The 21,518-nt window shown below is 61.5% G+C and carries 13 protein-coding genes and 2 pseudogenes; 9 read left to right on the forward strand and 6 right to left on the reverse strand.

The window, feature by feature from the left end; all coding sequences use genetic code 11:
- Position 1: 1 nt before the first annotated feature.
- Positions 2-946, reverse strand: a complete 945-nt coding sequence (locus HY57_RS09985) for a LysR family transcriptional regulator (protein ID WP_019465102.1) — start codon at positions 944-946, stop codon at positions 2-4.
- A gap of 129 nt (positions 947-1,075) precedes the next feature.
- Between HY57_RS09985 and HY57_RS09990 the strand changes: the two genes are divergently transcribed.
- Positions 1,076-1,942 carry a pirin family protein gene (locus tag HY57_RS09990; RefSeq protein ID WP_019465101.1) on the forward strand — a complete coding sequence of 289 codons (867 nt, stop codon included), beginning with the start codon at positions 1,076-1,078 and terminating at the stop codon, positions 1,940-1,942.
- A 278-nt stretch (positions 1,943-2,220) separates the two neighbouring features.
- On the opposite strand, the gene HY57_RS09995 is transcribed toward HY57_RS09990, so the two are convergent.
- The 3 genes from HY57_RS09995 to HY57_RS10005 all read right to left on the reverse strand — a co-directional run bounded on the left by HY57_RS09995 (position 2,221) and on the right by HY57_RS10005 (position 5,943).
- Positions 2,221-4,323 carry a TonB-dependent copper receptor gene (locus HY57_RS09995; RefSeq protein ID WP_019465100.1) on the reverse strand — a complete coding sequence of 701 codons (2,103 nt, stop codon included), beginning with the start codon at positions 4,321-4,323 and terminating at the stop codon, positions 2,221-2,223.
- 154 nt (positions 4,324-4,477) lie between these two features.
- Complete coding sequence (locus tag HY57_RS10000; protein ID WP_081500636.1) at positions 4,478-4,867, reverse strand: DUF2946 domain-containing protein; 390 nt, start codon at positions 4,865-4,867, stop codon at positions 4,478-4,480.
- 404 nt (positions 4,868-5,271) lie between these two features.
- Entirely contained in the window at positions 5,272-5,943 is a 672-nt protein-coding gene (locus tag HY57_RS10005) for a glutathione S-transferase family protein (protein ID WP_019465098.1), read from the reverse strand.
- Positions 5,944-6,065: 122 nt separating this feature from the next.
- Between HY57_RS10005 and HY57_RS10010 the strand changes: the two genes are divergently transcribed.
- The gene (locus tag HY57_RS10010; RefSeq protein ID WP_019465097.1) at positions 6,066-6,542 is read left to right on the forward strand and encodes an Lrp/AsnC family transcriptional regulator; all 477 of its coding nucleotides are present in this window, start codon (positions 6,066-6,068) and stop codon (positions 6,540-6,542) included.
- Positions 6,543-7,333: 791 nt separating this feature from the next.
- A complete protein-coding gene (locus HY57_RS10015) occupies positions 7,334-8,287 on the forward strand; it encodes a hypothetical protein (protein WP_144240804.1) in 954 nt (317 codons plus the stop codon).
- A gap of 376 nt (positions 8,288-8,663) precedes the next feature.
- Here HY57_RS10015 and HY57_RS21560 read toward each other — a convergent pair whose 3' ends face one another.
- Positions 8,664-8,927, reverse strand: a complete 264-nt coding sequence (locus HY57_RS21560; RefSeq protein WP_144240805.1) for a hypothetical protein — start codon at positions 8,925-8,927, stop codon at positions 8,664-8,666.
- Between the two features lie 175 nt (positions 8,928-9,102).
- On the opposite strand from HY57_RS21560, the pseudogene HY57_RS22290 reads away from it, so the two are divergent.
- Positions 9,103-9,234 (forward strand): annotated as a pseudogene (locus HY57_RS22290) (ESPR-type extended signal peptide-containing protein); the annotation flags it as partial.
- Between the two features lie 546 nt (positions 9,235-9,780).
- A pseudogene (locus tag HY57_RS22295) lies at positions 9,781-11,727 on the forward strand (beta strand repeat-containing protein); the annotation flags it as partial.
- On the opposite strand, the gene HY57_RS22135 reads toward HY57_RS22295, so the two are convergent.
- Positions 11,709-16,436, reverse strand: coding sequence for a hypothetical protein (locus HY57_RS22135; protein WP_235186641.1), 4,728 nt, complete (start codon positions 16,434-16,436; stop codon positions 11,709-11,711). The pseudogene HY57_RS22295 and the gene HY57_RS22135 sit on opposite strands and share 19 nt — an antisense overlap.
- Before the next feature lie 13 nt (positions 16,437-16,449).
- On the opposite strand from HY57_RS22135, the gene HY57_RS22140 reads away from it, so the two are divergent.
- The 4 genes from HY57_RS22140 (at position 16,450) to HY57_RS10045 (ending at position 21,417) form a co-directional block, all read left to right on the forward strand.
- A complete protein-coding gene (locus HY57_RS22140) occupies positions 16,450-17,844 on the forward strand; it encodes a YadA family autotransporter adhesin (RefSeq protein WP_235186554.1) in 1,395 nt (464 codons plus the stop codon).
- 119 nt (positions 17,845-17,963) lie between these two features.
- Complete coding sequence (locus HY57_RS10035) at positions 17,964-19,112, forward strand: DUF2827 domain-containing protein (RefSeq protein ID WP_038579609.1); 1,149 nt, start codon at positions 17,964-17,966, stop codon at positions 19,110-19,112.
- A complete protein-coding gene (locus tag HY57_RS10040; RefSeq protein WP_038579622.1) occupies positions 19,109-20,278 on the forward strand; it encodes a DUF2827 domain-containing protein in 1,170 nt (389 codons plus the stop codon). Before HY57_RS10035 ends, HY57_RS10040 begins: the two co-directional genes overlap by 4 nt.
- Positions 20,275-21,417 (forward strand): DUF2827 domain-containing protein, encoded by a 1,143-nt coding sequence (locus HY57_RS10045; RefSeq protein ID WP_026033662.1) that lies wholly within the window; start codon positions 20,275-20,277, stop codon positions 21,415-21,417. The genes HY57_RS10040 and HY57_RS10045 overlap by 4 nt, the downstream gene beginning before the upstream one ends.
- Positions 21,418-21,518: the final 101 nt, after the last annotated feature.

Raw genomic sequence — 21,518 nt, forward strand, 5'->3', positions numbered from 1 at the left:
TTCATGCGTCGCTGGCGGGCGTTGCGGGTGTCGCTGGGCTTGCTTCGTCCTCGTCGACCGCCAGGCGTTCCGCCAGGAAGTCGATCAGGTGTCGCACCGAAGGCAGCAAGCCGCGGCGGGAGGAAAACACGGCGTGCACCACGCCGACTTTGGGGGTCCACGCCGGCAGCAGTTCCACCACGCTGCCGTTCTTCAATGCGCCGGACACCACCATGCTCGGCAGTTGCACGATGCCGACGCCTTTGGCAGCAGCGGCAAGCAAGGCCAGCATGTCGTCGGTGACCATGCGCGGATCGTGATGAATCGATGCCTTCACGCCCTTCGGGCCGGTGAGCTCCCATACATGGATGCCGTTGGACGGGCTCAGGTCGATGGTGGGAAAGCAGCTGAGATCCGCCGGCACGTCGGGTGCACGCAGCGACGCCACCAGCGACGGCGACGCCACCAGCTTCCAGCTGCGCTCGGCGAAGATGCGCATGACCAGGTCGCTGTCTTCCAGCGGCGGCGGCCGGGCGCGGATGGCGACGTCGATGCCTTCCGCGATCACGTCCACGCGGCGGTTGGTGGCCTCCAGCTGCAACTTCACCTTGGGATACTTCGTCAGGTAATCAGCAAGGATGTCGCTGACCCGTGCATGCAGCAGCCCGGTGGGGCAGGTCAGCCGGACCACGCCCTGCGGCTCCGCCCGCCGGTAGGCAATCGCTTCGTCAGCGGCTTCGGCCTCCACCAGCATGGCCTGGCAGTGCCGGTAGAACTCCTGTCCGATGTCCGTCACCGAGAAGTGGCGCGATGAGCGCTGGATCAGCTGCACGCCCAGCCGCTCCTCGAGCATGGCCACGCGCCGGCTCAGCTTCGATTTGGGAATAAGCAGCACGCGGCTGGCGGGCGCAAAGCCCTGATGCTCGACCACCTGGGCGAAGTAATACAGGTCGTTCAGGTCCCGCATAACGGTCTGCCTGTCGTTCCATCGGTGGGACGCAAAGGATAAAAACTGCTGTCTACTGGGGGCATCGTTCCAAGCGTATCGTTCCCTGTCAATGGTGGCGGGCATTCGGCCCGCCACGGGAGGGTCGCCATGAAGAAGGTGTTAGGTGTCTACAGTGCTCCCCAGGGCCACTGGGTGGGCGACGGTTTTCCAGTCCGTTCGATCTTCAGCTACGACAGTCACGGGCAGCACGTTACCCCATTCCTGCTGCTCGACTATGCCGGTCCGGCCGTGTTCGAGCCGTCGGCCCGGCCGCGCGGCGTGGGGCAGCATCCGCACCGCGGCTTCGAGACCGTCACCATCGTCTACCAGGGCGAGCTGGAACATCGCGACTCGACCGGCGCGGGCGGCAAGATCGGCCCCGGCGACGTGCAATGGATGACGGCGGCCTCCGGCATCCTGCATGAGGAGTTCCACTCCACTGAATTCTCCCGCAAGGGTGGCGTGCTGGAGATGGTGCAGCTGTGGGTGAACCTGCCGGCCCGCGACAAGTTGTCCCCGCCGCGTTACCAGACCCTGCTCGACCAGGACATCCCGCTGGTCGATCTGCCGGAGGGCGCGGGCCAGGTTCGCGTCATCGCCGGCGATTACCTCGGTCATCGCGGGCCGGCGCAGACCTTCACGCCTATCAACGTGTGGGATCTCCGCCTGCAGCAGGGCCGCCAGGCGCAGCTGGATGTTCCGGAAGGCCACACCACGGCCCTGATCGTGCTGCATGGTGCCGTGCAGGTGAATGGCGCCACCACTGTCCGCGATGCCCAGATGGTGATGCTTGAACGCAATGGCACCGGCGTGCTGCTTGACGCGCAAAGCGACGCCACCGTACTGCTGCTGAGCGGCGAGCCCATCGACGAGCCCGTTGTCGGCTATGGCCCGTTCGTGATGAACACGCGCGAGGAAATCGACCAGGCCATCAAGGACTTCAACAGCGGCCGCTTCGGGCAGATGCCCCGCTGATGTCAGCGGGGTATCCCAGGCGTTCCCGCACCGCGATGACGCGTCGTCATGGGCCGATGCCCGTAGGCAGGACTGGCAGCGCAAGGACGCCGTGGCGGCCTTCATGAACCTCTTCATCGAAACCGGCGGCACGGCAGGCCTGCCGTTCTCCTACGACAAGGAATGACGGCACGATCCGCAGAAGGAGCCTTCGCGCTCCTCCTGCGGACGGTCGTTTCCTGTTCCGCGCCTGTCGCACAAGGATGCTGTCGACGACAGGCGGCCAGGAAGTCAGCCCGTCAAAGCCTGGTGTCCAGCTTGATCCACAGCGTGCGGCCCGGTTCGTTCACGCGGGTGGTGTTGACGTAACCCGCCAGGCCCGCGCTCGCTGCGTTCACGTGCTCGGCATACGTCTTGTTGAACACGTTGTCGATACCGGCGCTCAGCGTGAAGCGTCGATCGATGCGGTAGGCGCCATTCAACGAGAGCACGCCAAAGCCGGCGCTGGGGCCGATGTCCTGGCCCACGATATTGCCCTCGCCCGTTGCCACGCGGTGCTGGGCGGCTGCCACGCGCCATAGCGCGCCGACCGACCATGCGGTGGCTTCGTAGGTCAGCCCCAGACGTGCTTCGAAAGGAGGCATCTGCGGCAGCGGGCGATCTTCCGTGCGATTCTCGCCCCAGGCGTAGGAGAACGTGGCATCGGCTTTCCAGTGATCGGTGAGCGCATAGCTGGCGCCCGCCTCGCCTCCGGCGATGCGCGCCTGCACGTTGCTGGCGTAGCCGACATTCATCGACGTGACGGGGTAGTGCATCAGGATGAAGTCGTTGACGACGCCCGCATAGGCGGACACCCAGGCCTTCACGCGGTCGTCGTGGTACTGCATGCCGACATCCAGCTGCGTGGTGCGCTCGGGTTGCAGTGTGCGGAAGCTGGCGAGCGTGCTTTGCACATGTTGGCCGAAGAGTTCCCAGTAATCGGGAAAACGTTCCACATGGCCGACGCCGGCGTAGAACGTGGCCGGTTGTGTCGACAGGTCGCGCTCGTAGCGCACGAAACCCGAGGGCAGGGTATCGCTGCGATCGGCGGCTACCCGCGTCGGTGCCATGGGCATGTGACCCATGCCGCCCATGCCAGCCGTGTGGCCACCGCCTTCATCCAGCAGGTAGCCGCGCGTTTGCGCACGGTCGACGCGGATGCCGGATACCAGCCGCTGTGATGGTGCGAACGTCCAGCGCGCCTCGGCGAACGCACCGATGTCCTGCAGGCGCGCGTCACGCGTGCGCGGCTTGTCCTTGTAGTAGCCCATCCTGCTGCCCGGAGGACCGCCCATGCGGCTGGTATGAACGCTGACGGAGCCGTCCATGCCCGCGTCCAGTTCCAGGGCGTCGTCCCAGCGCCAGGTACCCACGGCGCGGCCCCCGGACGTGCGGCGATCCACGTCGGATGCCATGGCCATGGGCATCATGCTGGAGGGGTCGGGTTTGCGCAGCGTGTAGTTGTCCATGACGTGGTCGGCGTAGTTGGTGTACGCCAGCACGTCGAGCTTGTCCCAATGCGGGGTGAGGTGCTCCTGCGTCCACTTGAGGGCCGCGCTTTCGCGCAGGAACTGGGCGCCATCCATGCCGCTGAACGCGTAGGCGGCATCACCATTGCCCTTGCCAGCGGTGAGTTCCACCCGCGTGTCGTCGTTTGGCGTCCAGCCGACGGTGGCATCGGCATTCCAGCGGTCATACTGCGAATGCACGCGGTTGCCGTCGCCATCCTTGTAGTCCTGCGAGTGCGTGTGGTTGGCGCTGAGTCCGATGTAGCCCGTGGCGTCGCCCGCGCGCAGATCCAGGTTCTGGTCGTTGCGCCCGGCGGTGCCGAACAGCACGCTGGCATCACCATCGAGCGAGGCTTGGGTGTAGCGCTTGAACTCGCGGTCGAACAGAACGACGCCAGCGGAATTGCCCGGCCCATAGAGCACGGTTTCCGGCCCCTTGATGACGGTGACGCGATCGTAGAGCTGCGGCGCGATATAGGCGGTGGGCGGATCCATGCGCGACGGGCAGCCGCCGGCGATCATGCCGCCGTCCACCAGAATGTTCAGTCGCGAGCCGCTCATGCCGCGGAGCAAGGGATCGCCGTTGCTGCCACCCTTGCGGATGGTGGAGAAGCCCGGGATGCCCTTGAGGAAGTCCGCGCCATCGCTGGCCGGAACCGGCTGGCGCGGTTTCTTTGGATCGGTAATCACCATGAGTGGGCTGTCCTGCATGATGGCGGTGACCACGACGGGGGGAAGCGTCTTGGAGTCGATGGCGGCGACGTCATCAGCATGGACGCTGGCGGCGAAGGCCTGACTCAGGGCGAAGGCAAGCGCACAGCGCGCGGCTGAAGCGTGAGGGGAGGTCCGGGACATGATGCAAATTCCTTGGATACGGCGCCGGCTGCCGGGTCTTCCGCAGGCACAGCGAAGCCGGCGCGTGCTGGCGCAAGAGCGCCGCGCACACGGGGACGGGCCGACGACACCGGTCGTCAGCGGGCGTGGGTAGGGAGCAGGGAGGTGCGTTCGCTCAGGTGGTGGCGAAGACGCTCACGGGGCGCGTCGGCGGCCCGCGCGCGGGCTGGCGCCACACGTGGACGGTGGTGATGCTGCGGCCTGTAAGCGGCGTGGCTGCGGGCGCAGCCGGGGCGGGCGGAACGGAAAACACCACCGTGCCACCCAGCGCCGTGCCATGCGATACCAGCACGCAGTAGGCGCACGCATCGAGCGCGTCGGCGTGGCGGTGATCATTCGGACGAGGCGAGTCGTTGTGCGCGTGGTCGTCACACATCTCGCCCATGGCCGCGGCCATGGATGGCGTTGAGGTGATCCGGGACAGGCTGGGCGCAACCACCAGCAGGCCTATCGCCAACATGGCGAGCCAAGCGACCATTTTTCGCCGGGCGCGTCCGCGAACCATGCTAACTCCCACAAGAACTTGCGGAATGATGCCATGGTCGCCCAGTCAGCATGGGCATGGATGCTGTGGCAAATCGACACGCGAGTGGTATCGACACGCGGCCCATGACGCGGAGGTCGAGGTTTTCGTCCGCGGTTTCACCACCACCGGCCGGGCACGCGGGTGAGCCCGTGACCGACCGGCGGCTGGCCTTGTCATGCGCGGTGCGAGCAGTAGCGCTCTATTGCGTGCGCAGCACGCCGTCGCCAATGCCCAGGCACAATCGCCATCTCGCGATGACGCGTTTTGCACGGGTGACTGGGGTTTGGTGGGTATCCGAGGCGGGGCGAGGTGCCGCCGGAGGTAATCCAGCCAGTCGCCGCAGCAGCGACAGGTCGGTGATGTGGCCATGCAGTTGCAGAAGATCAACCCATGGCGACGGCATGAGCCACTCCCGTGATGGTGGATGACGCAGGCACCTGATCGACCGTATCGCCATGGAAGGCCGTGGCCCGCATCGACTCGCGCGAACACAGCGCTGCGTACCAGGCGGCAAGGCGGGGACGTCTGTGCTGGAAATCATGGATGTTGCGGAAGGCGATCCAATCCAGCGCCGTGGCCAGCGCGATATCGCCGATGTCCACGTCGTTGCTGTCTTCGACGTTCTGCTCCAGGTAATCGCACGAGGCGATGACCTTCTGCAGTTGGCCTTCGAGCAACGGCGCCCAGCGCAGCGTTTCCGGGCGTCGCGTGGCTTCCCACCGCACCGCAATGCCTGCATCCGCCAGCCCCGTGGCGATGGCCTGGTGGCGCAAGGCGCGAAAGCGCCGGGCAGGGGATGACGGGATCAGCCTGCGGCCCTCGTGCAGGCCGTCCAGGTACTCGCAGATCACGGCGGAATCGAACAGCGCCGTCCGGTCATCAGCGATCAGCACCGGTACCTTGCCCAGCGGATTGAGCGCGAACACTTCTTCGTTGCGCAGCGTGGGGCTGGTTTCGTGGTGGATCACGTCGAGCCGGTCCGCAAGCCCCGCCTCGTGCGCGAACACCAGGACCTTCCGTGCGTACGGCGAATGGGATTGGTAAAGAAGCTTCATCGGGAGCCCGCTCTCTGCGTGGTGGTTTGAGTGGGCTATGCTAGGTTTCGCCCACGCGGGCAGCCCGCAACTACGGGCGGCATAACGCGTCTTTTCCCCGCATCCCCTGGGCCTTGTGCACGATGACCAGCGAACTGGACAAACTTGACCGCCGCATCCTCGCCATCGTCCAGAAGGACGCCCGTCGCCCCGCCGAACTGATCGGCGCGGACGTCGGCCTGTCCGCCTCCGCCGTGCAGCGACGCATGGCCCGCCTGCGCGAGGAAGGCGTCATCACCGCCGAGGTCGCACTGGTCGATCCACGCCGCGCCGGCCGGCCATTGACCATGATTGTCGACGTGGAAGTGGAACGCGAACGCCCCGAACTACTCGCCAGCCTCAAGCAATGGATCGCCACCGAACCGTGCATCCAGGAGGCGTGGTACGTCACCGGAGCAGGCGACTACGTGCTCATCGTCTCGGCACGCGACGTCGATGATTTCGAAGCATTGATGCAACGGCTGGTGGCGGAGAACGCCAACGTGCGGCGGTTTCAGACGCGCGTGGCGTTGAGTACGTTGAAGCGGGGCATGCTGGTGCCGATGGACCCGCTTTCCTGAGCGATGGCCTGGTTCTCTGCGGATACATCGAACCTTCGCTCAAAACGATGACGCCCCAGGCTGAGCGCATGTGACCGAAAAAAAGTGGGCCTTGATCCTGGACTTGCCAGCTTTCGGCTCGCTCGGGAGCGTTGCCTTTGGGGTGCATTGTCGGCCAGTTGGTCAAGTCCGCTCCCGACCCAACGCGCCCCCCGATCAACGTTGCCCGGATGAAGCGCAGCGAGAATCCGGGTGGCCGTGCGAGGTCGATCCAGTTAAGCCAAGACATAATCGTGGGTTGCTCCATGCACGCCTGTGAGCGTTTCGCGGCGTGACCCCAGATGGCGCCGTCGGCTCCATTTGGGCTACATGCACAACACCTGTCATTCCGGCGCATGCCGGAGACGCGTCACAACAGCCGAAGGCTGGTCATCCTGCGCGCTGTTGAGCACCGTGGTGACGGGATCGTTGCGGTACTAAATGGTGTTCATGGCCGCGGGGGAAGCTGTTGAGGCTGACCTTGAAGCTGAGGGATGACGTGAACGTATTCAGCCCGGTCAGTCGGTACGGCTATGCGAGCGAAGAGGCGCGATGACGTCGGGGGTTTGGCAGGCCACCTTCGCGCGTCGCGGGTATTGGCAGCTAATCACCAGGGGAATGCTTGCAAATGGCCAGGACTCGCAAATCTAAGCATTTTCTTATTGAGCACACATTCCCTATGACTAGACTCCTACAAACCTGATAGCCGAATGTATTCGGTCCCACGTCAATCACCATCTGGCGGTGTGTGCGAAAGTTTCATGGCGTTATCGATGAAGTTTCTGCCGCGCATCCCGGGGCGATTCATGCCCGATGCCTTCGATATCAGAGCGCGGGCTTCGCGTGATCGTTGTGATCACCATGCGGGCCTATGGAGCAGCACCGGAAGGTGGCGATCCATCACCGCCTTTGCGTCAGTCGAGAAGCTAAGGTTAAAGATCATGATGTCGTGGAAAGTGCGTATTGATGGTCCGAGTGGCGATGACCATGCCACGCGTAACGTGGGTTCTTCAGGTATGCCGGGGCATGCGACGCCGACGGATATCTTTGACCTGACCAGTGCCCAGTACGCGTCGACCTTTGGTAGTGATTCGGAAGTGCGAGCTAAAGCACTCGCCATCTATTACGCGATGATGAGCGGGACGCACCAGGCATCGCCGCCATTTAGCGATCGCATGCGTCTGATGAAAGATCAGGATGATCGTGCGCTGTTGCTTCATGTGGCCATTCGAGGGGCAGAGGTGCCTACGCGGGCAGCGGCGCTGGCCCGGCTGGAGAGGGAGCTGAAAATGGCTCCGCCAAGGTCGGACACATCGAATGTCGACACCCCATCGAGCTCGGTGCGCGCGCGTTCCGCGCTTCGGCGGTCCATCGTAACGGTGGTGCATGAGATCGAACATGATCTCTCGGCAGGTCAAATGCTGGACGTGTGCGAACGAACCGAAGAGCTGGGCCGGCTCGTTGGCGAGTGGCCGTCCCGGTGGCCATTGCCAGGGTGCGTATCGCGTGTTTGCCGCCTGCTTCAGGGGGCGGATGTCCACGAGCGGCTGACTGAGATCCATGCCCGCGTGATGAGCTTCAACCTTGTATGCAACTTCGGCAATGAGATGGCCAGTACGTGGTGGGAGCAGTCTGGGTTCGTCCGTCTCGCACTGAACGCGGTTCCCTCCGATGGCAGCGACAGCTCTACAGGGTCCGCAGACGGTGCAAAGCCGCCGTTACATTGAGCCATCAAGCGCTGAAGGGTGTCATGGTGATATCTGCTTTTGTCTTTTTTCGTTGGCATGGTTATCGATCTGGTGCTTTCACGGCTATGGATGCTTTGGTCTAGCGCAGCAATCAGCGATAGCTACGGTTGGCGCGAGTTCGCCGGCTATCCAATATCTTCCCGACGTCTGTTGCGCCACACATGTGAGGCGGTAAGGTTCGTCACCTCGCGAGTATGCATAGGCATCAGCGCTGAGAACGTGCTGACTAGATCCCGGGTTCGTCAAGTAGAGCGAAGCGAGATTGGCGCTGGCTGATCTTCCTTCCTGACGTGATTTAAGCGCGGCCACCTTTTCAAAGTGGCTCGAACGCTATCGCCGATAGATGGTTTTGCCATCACCAGGCTTGCTCAGGCGTCTGCAAAGATAGTGTCCAGCGCAGGTTCACGCCTTCGATTCTTTTCGCAATCTCTTCGATAGGTACGGACAGGAGGCGGTCGACAGGCTTCGCTTGCTCGAGCGCTTCCGCTATCGATGACTGAAACGACTCATGTTTGTTGTGGCGATGATGAGAAAAGCGAACACGCTTTAAGCCATTTTGGCTGGCGATTGCGAAGTAAGAATGCTCTGAGATTTCGGGCAATTTCTTGATTAAGTCCAAGCGAAAACAAATCCGAAAATTTTTTGAGAAGCCCCTGATGTTTCCCCTCTGTGGCCGTCGCTAACCTTGCGGCAGGGAACTTTTCTTTTTTGGTTTTGGCGGCTCAGCTCAGGCGCTTCTCGAGTGTCTTCGGGTTACTGAGTTTTCTCGGCGTTTTCTCTCGGACTTTGATTCCATGAATCGTATCTATCGGCTTGTTTACAACCGCAAGCTCGGACGCATTGACGTTGTATCCGAGTTGGTCAGCCCGTGCTCGAGTATGGCTTCCGACACCGTTGGATCGGTGCAGCCGTTGCGCGCGGGTGCATTGGCCGGTGGCGTGGCGCTCGCGTTGCTGGGAATAGCGGCGCCGCAGCTTGCTGAGGCAGGCTATGCGGTCGCCAATGCCAGCCAAAGTTTTCGAGACGGCAACGCCGCCACCTACACCTTTCAGAACTCGTCGAACGCCTCGTTCAACGGCGTGGCCATGGCAGGCGCCATCGATTGCGGCCTGCTTTCGGGTACGTCCTCTACCAATACGCCCACGGCGCTTACGGCCACAAACATTTATGGTGGTACCGGTGGACTGTATTCATCCAAGATAACGCCGCAGACTACTTCGATTACCTATGGCGTCATTTCTAACGGTGCGATCAATAACTATTCTGCTGCCCAGAGCATCAATGGCGGATCGTTCTATGTAACGTCTGCCCAAACGCCATCGGCGGCTAACGCAGCGACCGGGCAGAAGTTTGGCGATAACGCCGCCTTGGGTATGAATAGTTTTGCCACGGGTTGCGGTTCTCAGGCGTTGGGTCTTGGCTCCTTCGCCAGCGGCTGGGGTTCGAGTGCCATTGGTACCGGCACGACTGCTATGGGCATCAACGCCTACGCAAGTGGTAATGGCTCCTACGCGCAAGGCACGCAAGCGTCTGCAATCGCGCAAGACGCGCAGGCGTCGGGCACACTGGCCGCCGCGAGCGGCGTTGGTTCGCTTGCCTATGGCGCGCAGGCCGCCGCAGCGACCGATGGTGCCATCGCCATCGGCCAGAATGCTGGCGCGTCGGCCATTAACGCCGTGGCGGTGGGTAACGGTGCAAGCGCAACGCAGGCCAACTCCGTGGCCTTGGGTGCGTCGAGCGCGACCACGCTGGGCGTCAATACCGCCTCAGCGACGATTGCCGGCAAGACCTACTCCAACTTTGCGGGTGTGACACCGGCAACGGATGGCGTGGTGAGCGTGGGTTCGGCGGGCCACGAGCGTCAGATCCAGAATGTGGCGGCCGGTCAAATCACTGCTACGTCGACCGATGCGATCAACGGCTCGCAGGTGTATTCGATCAACTGGGACAACGCAAGCAGCCTCGCGTCGCTCTCGACGGGTCTGAGCACGACCAATAGCAACGTATCGTCGCTGTCGACCTGGACGTCGACCAGCCTTAGCACGACCAATAGCACCATTACTTCGCTGTCGACATCGACCTCCACGGGCCTGAGCACCGCCACCAGCAGCATCACATCGCTGTCGACCTCGACCTCAACGGGCTTGAGCACCGCCACCAGCAGCATTACATCGCTGTCGACCTCGACCTCGACGGGCCTGAGCACCGCCACCAGCAGTATCACCTCGTTGTCGAGCTCGACCTCCACGGGTCTGAGCACGGCCGAAAGCGGCATTGCCTCGTTGTCGTCCTCGACCTCGACCGGCTTCACTACGCTGTCGGCCAGCGTCAGTACCAACGCCAGCAATATCACCTCGCTGTCGTCCGGCCTGAGCACGACCAACAGCAACGTTACCTCGCTGTCGACTTCGGCCTCGTCGGGTATCAGCACGGCCAACAGCAGCATTACCTCGCTGTCGACCGCCACTACGGCCAGCCTGAGTGCAGCGACCAGCAACATTACCTCGCTGTCCACCTCGACCTCGACCGGCTTTGCCACGCTGTCGTCCAGCGTCAGCACCAACGCCAGCAATATCACCTCGCTGTCGTCGGGCCTGAGCTCGACCAACAGCAGCGTGACGTCGCTGTCGACCGCCACCACGGCCAGCCTGAGCACGGCGACCAGCAACATCAACGCGCTGTCGGCACAGGCGGTGAAGTATGATGACGCTGGCCACACCAAGGTCACTCTGGGTAATGCGAGCACCCCGGTCACCCTGACCAATGTCGCAGCCGGCTCCAACTCGTTGGATGCGGTCAACTATTCCCAGTTGAGCTCGCTGTCCACGTCGACCTCGACCGGCATAGCATCGCTGAGTACCAGCATCAGCACGGGAACCGATGGCCTTATCGCCTCGCTGTCGACCTCGACCTCGACGGGCCTGAGTACGGCCGACAGCCGTATTACGTCGCTGTCGACCTCGACCTCGTCGGGTATCAACTCGCTGTCGAGCGGTCTGAGCACGACCAACAGTGCAGTGACATCGCTGTCGACCTCAACCTCGACCGGTCTGAGTACGGCCACCAGCAGCATTGCCTCGTTGTCGACCTCGACCTCGGCGGGCCTGAGCACGGCCAATAGTGGTCTCGTCTCATTGTCGACCTCGACCTCGACGGGTATCAACTCGCTGTCGACCGGTCTAAGCACCGCCAACAGCAGCGTGGCATCGCTGTCGACCGCTACCACGGCCAGCCTGAGCACGGCGACAAGCAATATCAATTCGCTGTCGACCGGCCTGGACATGGCAGTGAAGTATGACGATACCAGCCATTCCAAGGTCACCCTGGGTGGTACCGGCGCCTCCTCCGAAGTCACCCTGACCAATGTTGCCGATGGCTCCAAGCCGACGGATGCGGTGAACTATCGCCAGTTGAGCTCGCTGTCGACCTCTACGTCTTCGGGTATCAGCACGGCCAACAGCAGCGTTACCTCGCTGTCGACCGCCACCACGGCCAGCCTGAGCGCCGCGACCAGCAACATTGCCTCGCTGTCCACCTCGACCTCGACGGGCATTGCTTCGCTATCGACGGGCGTTAGCACCAACACCAGCAATATTGCTTCGCTGTCGACGGGCGCCAGCACCAATGCCAGCAACATTGCTTCGCTGTCGACGGGTGTCAGCACCAACGCCAGCAATATTGCCTCGCTGTCGACGGGCGCCAGCACCAACGCCAGCAACATCGCTTCGCTGTCGACGGGTGCCAGTACCATCGCCAGCAACATTGCTTCGCTGTCGACGGGTGCAAGCACTGCGGCCAGCAACATCACATCGCTGTCGTCGGGCCTGAGCACGACCAATAGCACCGTGGCCTCGTTGTCGACCTCGGCCTCGACGGGTATCAACTCGCTGTCCAGTGGCTTGAGCACGACCAACAGCACGGTGACCTCGCTGTCCACGTCGACCTCGACCGGCATTTCCTCGTTGTCGTCCAGCGTCAGCACCAACGCCAGTAACATTGCTTCGCTGTCGACGGGCGCCAGCACCGTGGCCAGCAATATCACGTCACTGTCGTCGGGTCTGAGCACGACCAACAGCTTCGTGGCATCGCTGTCGACCTCGGCCTCGACGGGTATCACCTCGCTTTCTACAGGTCTGAGCACGACCAACAGTACCGTGACCTCGCTGTCAACGTCGGCTTCGACGGGTATTTCTTCGCTATCGTCAAGCGTAAGCACCAACGCCAACAATATTGCTTCGCTGTCGGTTTCGGCCTCGACGGGCATCAATTCACTGTCGACCGGTCTGAGTACGACCAACAGCAGCGTGACATCGCTGTCGACCTCGGCCTCGACGGGCATCACGTCGCTGTCCAGCAGTCTGAGCACGACCAACAGCACGGTGACATCGCTGTCCACCTCCACCTCGGCCGGTATCGCCTCGCTGTCGAACTCGACTTCGTCGGGTATCAGCACGGCTAACAGCAACATTGCCTCGCTTTCCACCTCCACCTCGACCGGCATGGCCTCGCTGTCGTCCAGCGTCAGCACCAATGCCAGCAATATCTCGTCACTGTCGACGGGTGCCAGTACCAACGCCAGCAACATTGCCTCGTTGTCGACCTCGACCTCGTCGGGCCTGAGCACGACAAACAGCAATGCGGCGTCGCTGTCTACCTCGGCCTCGACGGGCATCACGTCGCTGTCGACCGGCCTGAGCACAACCAACAGCACCGTCACGTCTCTCTCCAGCTCGACCTCGTCGGCCATCAGCACGACCAACAGCACGGTGACGTCGCTGTCGACCTCAACGTCGACCGGCCTGGCTTCGCTGTCGTCTAGCGTCAGTACCAATGCCAGCGACATTGCTTCGCTGTCGACGGGCGCCAGCTCCGCGGCCAGCAACATCACGTCGCTGTCGTCGGGCCTGAGCACGACCAACAGCAATGTGGCGTCGTTGTCGACCTCGACCTCGACGGGCATGGCCTCGCTGTCGAGCGGTCTGAGCACGACCAACAGCACGGTGGCCTCGCTGTCGACGGGCGCTAGCACCACGGCCAGCAACATCGCCTCGCTGTCGGCCTCGACCTCCACGGGCCTGAGCACGGCCAACAGCAACATCACGTCGTTGTCGATCTCCACCTCGACGGGCATTAGCTCGGCCACCAGCGGCATTACGTCGCTGTCGACCTCAACATCGGCGGGATTGAGCACGGCCAATAGCAATATCGCTTCGCTGTCGACTGGCCTTAGCACGACCAATGACCATGTGGCATCGCTGTCGATCTCGGCCTCGACGGGCATTAACTCGCTGTCGACCGGTCTGAGCACGACCAACAGCACGGTGACGTCGCTGTCCACATCGACCTCGACCGGCCTCGCTTCGCTGTCCTCTAGTGCTAGCGCCGCTGCTAGTAACATTGTTTCGTTGTCGTCCTCCACGTCGACAGGCATCTCTTCGCTGTCGAGCGGTCTGAGCACGACCAACAGCAATGTGGCGTCGCTGTCGACATCGACCTCGACGGGCATGGCCTCGCTGTCGTCCAGCGTCAGCACCAACGCTAGCAATATTGCCTCGCTGTCGACGGGTGCCAGCACCAACGCCAGCAACATTGCCTCGTTGTCGACCTCGACCTCGTCGGCTCTGAGCACGACCAATAGCAATGTGGCGTCGCTGTCCACCTCGACCTCCACCGGCCTGGCCTCGTTGTCGTCCAGCGCCAGCACCAACGCCAGCAACATTGCTTCGTTGTCGACGTCGACCTCGTCGGGTCTGAGCACAGCCACCAGCAATATTGCTTCGCTGTCGACCTCGACCTCGTCGGGCCTCAACTCGCTGTCGACCGGTCTGAGCACGACTAACAGCACCGTGGCCTCGCTGTCGACCTCGACCTCGAGCGGCATCGTTTCGCTGTCCAGCGGCCTGAGCTCGACCAACAGCAACGTGGCGTCGCTGTCGACCTCGACGTCGACCGGCATCGCCTCGCTGTCGACCGGTGTCAGCACCAACGCCAGCAATATTGTCTCGTTGTCGACATCCGCTTCGACGGGTATCAGCACGGCGAACAGCAACATTGCCTCGCTGTCGACCTCGACCTCGACGGGCCTGAGCACGGCCAACAGCAATATCGCGTCGTTGTCCAGCGGCCTGAGCACGACCAACAGCTCCGTGGCGTCGCTGTCTACCTCGGCCTCGACGGGTATCTCCTCGCTGTCGAGTGGCCTGAGCACGACCAACAGCACGGTGACGTCGCTGTCGACCTCGACCTCGACGGGCATGGCCTCGCTGTCGTCCAGCGTCAGCACCAACGCCAGCAATATTGCTTCGCTGTCGACGGGTGCCAGCACCAACGCCAGCAACATTGCTTCGTTGTCAACCTCAACATCGTCGGCTCTGAGCACGACCAGCAGCAATGTGGCCTCGTTGTCGACCTCGGCTTCGACGGGTATCAACTCGCTGTCGACCGGTCTGAGCACGACCAACAGCACCATGGTATCGCTGTCGTCCTCGACCTCGACGGGCATCGCTTCGCTGTCCAGTGGCCTGAGCACGACCAATAGCAATGTGACGTCGCTGTCCTCCTCGGCCTCGACGGGTATCTCGTCGCTGTCGTCCGGTGTCAGCACCAACGCCAGCAATATTGCCTCGTTGTCGACATCCGCTTCGACGGGTATCAGCACGGCGAACAGCAACATTGCCTCGCTGTCGAGCTCGACCTCGACGGGGCTGAGTACGGCCAACAGCAATATCGCGTCGTTGTCCAGCGGCCTGAGCACGACCAACAGCAATGTGGCCTCGTTGTCGACCTCGGCCTCGACGGGTATCAACTCGCTGTCCAGTGGTCTGAGCACAACCAACAGCAACGTGGCGTCGCTTTCGACCTCGACTTCGAGCGGCATCGTTTCGCTGTCCAGCGGTCTGAGCGCGACGAACAGCAACGTAACGTCGCTGTCCACCTCGACCTCGACGGGCATCGCCTCGCTGTCGTCCGGCGTCAGCACCAACACCAGCAATATTGCCTCGCTGTCGACGTCGACCTCATCGGCGCTGAGCACGACCAATAGCAATGTGGCATCGCTGTCCACCTCGACTTCGTCGGGCCTCAACTCGCTGTCGACCGGTCTTAGCACGACCAACAGCACTGTAGTATCGCTGTCGTCCTCGACCTCGACGGGCCTGGCGTCGCTATCCACCGGCCTGAGCACGACCAATAGCACCGTGACGTCGCTGTCCACCTCGACGTCGACCGGCATCGCCTCACTGTCGTCCGGTGTTAGCACCAACGCCAGCAACATCAGCTCGTTGTCGGCCTCCACTTCGACGGGTATCAGCACGGCCAACAGCAACATCGCGTCGCTGTCGACCTCCGCCTCGACCGGCCTTAGCACGGCGAACAGCAATATCGTGTCGTTGTCCAGCGGACTGAGCACAACCAACAGCAATGTGGCATCACTGTCGGTGTCTGCCTCGACGGGTATCAACTCGCTGTCGACCGGTCTGAGCACGACCAACAGCAACGTGGCATCGCTGTCCACCTCGACCTCGAGTGGCATCGCCTCGTTGTCGTCCAGCGTCAGCACCAACACCAGCAACATCACTTCGCTGTCGGTGTCTGCCTCGACGGGCATCAACTCGCTGTCGACCGGTCTGAGCACGACCAACAGCAACGTGGCATCGCTGTCCACCTCGACCTCGAGCGGCATTGCCTCGTTGTCCACCTCGACCTCGACCGGTCTGAGCGCGGCCAACAGCAATATCGTTTCGCTATCGAGTGGCCTGAGCACGACCAACAGCAACGTGGCGTCGCTGTCGACCTCCACCTCGACGGGCTTGAGCACGGCCAACAGCAATATTGCGTCGCTGTCCACCTCGACCTCGAGCGGTATTGCCTCGCTGTCCACCTCGACCTCGACGGGTTTGAGCACGGCCAACAGCAATATCGCTTCGCTCTCCAGCGGCCTGAGCACGACCGATAGCAACGTGGCGTCGCTGTCGACCTCGACCTCGGCTGGCTTGAGCACGGCCAACAGCAACATTACGTCGCTGTCCACCTCGACCTCGAGCGGCATTGCCTCGCTGTCCACGTCGACTTCGACGGGTCTTAGCACGGCAACCAGCAATATCGCCTCGTTGTCTAGCGGCCTGAGCACGACCAACAGCAACGTGGATTCGCTGTCGACCTCGACCTCGACGGGCTTCGCCTCGCTGTCGACCTCGACCTCGACGAGCTTTGCCCAGACCGTACAGTATGACGACCCGAGCCATACCAAGGTCACTCTGGGTGGCTTTGGTACCGGCGCGGCACCGGTCATCCTGACCAACGTCGCTGCCGGTGTGAACCCGACGGACGCAGTGAACTTCTCCCAGCTCAGCTCGCTGTCGACCTCGACCGCGGCCGGCCTGGCGTCGCTGTCCACCGGTATCAATTCGTTGAGCACCAACACCAGTGGCATTGCTTCGCTGTCGACCAGTGTGGCGTCGCTGTCGACTTCGACCTCGACAGGTATCACGTCGCTGTCCACTGGCTTGAGCACGACCGACAGCATCGTGGCTTCGCTGTCCACGGGCGGTGGTGGGGGTGGTGGCGGTGATGTAGCATCGCTGTCGACCTCGACCTCGACGGGCTTTGCCTCGCTTTCGACCAGCGTGAGCACCAACGCAGGCAACATTGCCTCGTTGTCGACGGGCATGAATACGATGGGGGGCGCTGTTTCCTCCATGTCGACGGCCGTAGTGGAGATTACCGCTCTGGTCAATGGCATGCCGGGCGTCTGTAAGGTGGTCAACGGCGCCATGACTTGCTCAGTGGATAGCAGCAAGCCGGCCACGGCCAGCGGCGAAGGCGCCATTGCGCAGGGTATTAGCGCCAATGCTCAGGGCCAGGGTGCCATCGCGTATGGTTCCAATGCCCAGGCAATGACCGCCGGCTCTGTAGCCATCGGTGAGGGTGCCCAGGCCAATGGCGATCCGACAGTGGCTATTGGTCTTCACGCGGTCGCAAACGGCAGCAACAGTGTGGCCCTGGGTTCCAATAGCAAGGCCTATGGTGTGGGCAGCGTCGCCATCGGTGCCAATAGCCAGGCGCTGGGTGTGGGCAGCATGGCCATGGGTCTGAACAGCGTGGCCAGCGGCAACAACAGCGTGGCGATTGGTTCGGGCTCGATTGCAAACGCCGATAACACGGTTTCCATGGGTTCGGAAGGTAACGAGCGTCGTATCACCAACGTGGCGCCGGGCGTTAACCCGACGGATGCGGCAACGGTGGGTCAGGTGACCAACCAGATCAACCAGCTGAATAGTCAGGTGAACAACTGGGCCAACAACACCTACTCGGGTATCGCGATGGCTGGCGCATTTGCAGCTATCCCCCAGGTTGAGAAGAACGACCGTTTCAACGTGGGCGCAGGCATTGGCAACTACGTGGGCAAGACGGCGCTTGCCGTAGGCTTCGGTGCTCGTGTGAACGAGCACACCCAGTTGCGGTTCGGCCTGAGCTCTGCGACGGGCGGTGGTAACCAGCACCTGATGCTCAACGCTGGCGTCGGCTTCTCCTGGTGATGTAAGTGCGTAATACGTCGGGGCCCTGCGTAAGCAGGGCCCCTTAGGCCGTCCTTCACATCGTCTGCGGTGTGGAGGGCGGTATTTTTGTTGATAGGCCCCGACGAACTGGTGTGACCATGAGTGTTTCTGACCCCACCGCAGCGCAGCTGCGCGTAGGCATTACCATTGGACTGTCTAGCCCATCAGAGACGCTCTGGAACAATGGCATCAAGCAGAACGCCATCTATCTTGCGGAAACCCTCAAAGGTTGCCCCAATGTGGCGTCGGTCGTTCTGGTCAACACCACCCCTATTTCATTAGCCGAAGGCGTGTCCTGGGACGTTCAGCGCTGGCCGGTTCGTTCATTTGCCGACTGCAAGGACGAGCTCGATGTACTGATCGAGCTGGGCGGCCAGATCGATGCCCAGGCGACGGATTACCTCAAGCAGCAGGGCACACATCTCGTGTCTTATTGCTGCGGTTTCGAATATGTGCACGCGATGGAGGCCATGATCTTCCGGCGGCCATCGTGGGGTTACAACCTTTTCATCAACCAGCGCTATGACGCAGTTTGGATGGTGCCCCAGGTAGATCACATCAGCCGGCACTATTTTCAAACGTTGCGTCGACAAGAGGCGCGCCCCGTGCCGTTTGTGTGGTCTCCGTTGGTGCTGGATCAGCGTTGCCGCGAACTGGATCGCCCGGCCGAGTATGCACCGCGCCCAGGGCCGCGCCGACTGAGCGTGATGGAGCCCAATCACGACGTGGTGAAATTCTGCCTTTATCCCATCCTGATTGCCGAGGAGGCGTATCGAGCGCGGCCACAGGACATCGGGTTCCTGCACGTCGCCAACGCCCTGTCACTGGCGAACGAAAGCCCGGAATTTGTTTCGCTGATGAATCATCTGGATCTGGTGAGGGACCATAAGGCGGCCTTCGTGGGAAGGTTCGATACACCTCGGTTCCTAAGTGAATTTACCGATGTGATGATCTCTCACCAGTGGGAAAATCCGCTCAATTACTTCTACTTCGATGTGACCTGGCTTGGCTATCCGTTGGTGCACAACGCATCGATGTGCCGGGACCTGGGGTATTACTACCCGGACAACGATGTACCCGCGGGAGCCAGGATGCTGTTGCAAGTCCTGGAGCAGCATGACGAGCAGTGGGAGGACTATCGCCGCCGTCAGCGCACGCTCATCACCCGTCATCTGCCGCAAAACAAATCGGTTATTGCAAGCTACGCGAATTTGTTGGCCGAACTTCGGAGCAAGAGGCCGATATGATGGGCGTCCAACGTGATCGTATCAATGTTGGCATCTCGGTTTTCGCGGTCGCCGGTGCTCATTTGTGGGCGAGTGGGCTAAACCAGAATCTGGCATTCCTGGTGATGCTGCTTCGTCAGAGTAAGCGCGTTGGGCGCATTGTGCTGCTCAACGGCGGTGATCTTCCTGAGCTGCCTGAGGGTCTGGATCTCGGCATACCTGACGTGCCGATGGTGAAGCCCGAAGAGGTCACCTATGAGCTTGATCTGGTGATCGAAATGGGTGCGCAGCTTTCGCTGGAATGGCTGAGGCACGTGCGCGCGCTGGGCACGAAGATAGTCACGTTCTTCGTTGGCCACACCTTTTCTGATCTGGCCGAAGCCCCCATGTTTCGCCAGCACGTCGGCCATATTTTCAATCAGACACCCCGGCATGAAATTTGGACCTTGCCGCATCACATGAAGACCAGCGGTGCGTTGCTGCGGACCCTTGGCCGTGTGCCAGTGCATGCGGTGCCGCATATCTGGGCGCCTACCTTCATTGAGCGCCGGATGCGTGACCTGCAGACGACGGGGTACGAATTTGGGTTTCGGCCGACATCGTTGCAGAAGGAAGGGCGGGGCTGGCGCGCTGCCATTTTTGAGCCGAACATCTCGGTCGTGAAGAACTGCACGATTCCCATGCTCGTGTGCGAGCAGGCCTATCGCACCGATGCCGCCTCGATCGACCTGATGATGGTGATGAACACGTTTCACATGAAGGAGCACCCGACCTTCAACCGATTTGCGACGAATCTGGATCTGACTCGCCACGCGCGTGCGAGCTATGAGCCAAGGATGGATTTTGTCGACTGCATGGCACGCCATTCAATGAATGCAGTCGTATCGCACCATTGGGAGTGCGACATGAACTACCTTTACTACGACGCATTGTTTGGTGGTTATCCGTTGGTGCACAACTCGCGTTTCCTGCGAGAGCACAATGCGGGGTTTTACTATCCGGAGTTTGATGCACGAGCTGGCGGCGCCTGCCTGGTTGACGCTCGCCGGTATGATGCCAATTACTGGGGTGACTACACGGCCAAGGCAAATCAGCTTCTTCAGTATGTTTCGCCGATGCGCGAGGCCAATATTCAGGCATTCATGCAGCGCATCGATGCGCTTCTTGATCGTGCGGAGGCTGCATGAGCGATAGTGGTATGCGACGCAGGCAGGCGGATCGCTTGCGTGTCGGCGTGACTTTGCATTTGCGTGAGAACGCCCAGTCGATCTGGGAGAACGGCATTTTTCAGAATTGCCTGTTTCTTGTGCAGTTGTTGCAGCGAAGCCCTGTTATTGAGCGTGCGGTGCTTGTGATTGCAGGTGACGGAAAGACGCCTCACCCATCCATGATGATGGATGAAATTGGCGTTGAAATGATTGACGTCCATGCGGCTTTCCGTGAGCTCGATGTGGTCATCGAGATGAGTGCACAACTCGGTGATGACTGGGTAAAAGCATTTCGCGAGGACGGCGGACGCTATGTGTGGATGAAGGTTGGCAACGACTACGTAATCGACATTGAGCGTGCGATGTTTGACAAGCCGCACGCGGGCTTGGCGAGCGACAAGCCCTATGACGCGGTGTGGACGATCCCGGAATACGAGCATAGCTGCCGCGATTATTTCTCGATGATGGCGCGCGCCCCGCTCAGCATCGTGCCACATCTATGGACACCTTATTTTTTTGATCGTGCAGTCGCCAGGTTGCCGCCTCAGCACTCTTGGGGCTATCAGCCGGGCAAGCAGCGCTGGCGCGTGTGTGTGTTCGAGCCCAATGTGTGCATGGTCAAAACCTCGGTGATTCCCATGCTTGCCTGCGAAGAGGCATACCGCGCGCAACCGGGCATGCTCGAGAACCTGCGCGTATGCAATACATTGCATTTAAAGGAGCATGAGAAATTCTTGCACTTTGCGCGCAGCCTTGATGTCGTAAATCACGGCCTGGCGAGTTTCGAGGGGCGTTTCCCTACGGCAGATTTCATGGCCCAGTTCGGCGATTGCGTCATCTCCCATCATTGGGAGAACGGCCAGAACTATCTTTACTACGAGGTTCTGTACGGAGGCTATCCGTTGATCCACAACTCCACATTCATCAAGCAGTGGGGTTACTACTACAGTGAGTTTGATTGTGCAGAAGGTGGACGGGCGCTGCTTGAGGCCTTTCGGCGGCACGACTCCGAACTTGATGCTTATCGCCACAATGTGCGCGGCCTGCTGGCTGCACTGGACACGGCCAACCCAGAGAACGTGATGGCCTATACGCGGGAGTTGCAACGATTGTATTGAGGCTTCTCCATGCGCATCCTCAGACCGACTAGGCGATTTGCATGGCGCGAGCGGGTGGGCGGTCCGCGCATGACAGGCCTTTATCATGATCAGTCCAACAA

This window comes from Dyella japonica A8, assembly GCF_000725385.1.
GTDB lineage: Bacteria > Pseudomonadota > Gammaproteobacteria > Xanthomonadales > Rhodanobacteraceae > Dyella > Dyella japonica_C.

Coding starts and splice junctions, on each gene's coding strand:
- HY57_RS09985 (WP_019465102.1), bottom strand. CDS start 946: ATGCGGGACCTGAACGACCTGTATTACTTCGCCCAGGTGGTCGAGCAT.
- HY57_RS09990 (WP_019465101.1), top strand. CDS start 1,076: ATGAAGAAGGTGTTAGGTGTCTACAGTGCTCCCCAGGGCCACTGGGTG.
- HY57_RS09995 (WP_019465100.1), bottom strand. CDS start 4,323: ATGTCCCGGACCTCCCCTCACGCTTCAGCCGCGCGCTGTGCGCTTGCC.
- HY57_RS10000 (WP_081500636.1), bottom strand. CDS start 4,867: ATGGTTCGCGGACGCGCCCGGCGAAAAATGGTCGCTTGGCTCGCCATG.
- HY57_RS10005 (WP_019465098.1), bottom strand. CDS start 5,943: ATGAAGCTTCTTTACCAATCCCATTCGCCGTACGCACGGAAGGTCCTG.
- HY57_RS10010 (WP_019465097.1), top strand. CDS start 6,066: ATGACCAGCGAACTGGACAAACTTGACCGCCGCATCCTCGCCATCGTC.
- HY57_RS10015 (WP_144240804.1), top strand. CDS start 7,334: ATGAAGTTTCTGCCGCGCATCCCGGGGCGATTCATGCCCGATGCCTTC.
- HY57_RS10035 (WP_038579609.1), top strand. CDS start 17,964: ATGAGTGTTTCTGACCCCACCGCAGCGCAGCTGCGCGTAGGCATTACC.
- HY57_RS10040 (WP_038579622.1), top strand. CDS start 19,109: ATGATGGGCGTCCAACGTGATCGTATCAATGTTGGCATCTCGGTTTTC.
- HY57_RS10045 (WP_026033662.1), top strand. CDS start 20,275: ATGAGCGATAGTGGTATGCGACGCAGGCAGGCGGATCGCTTGCGTGTC.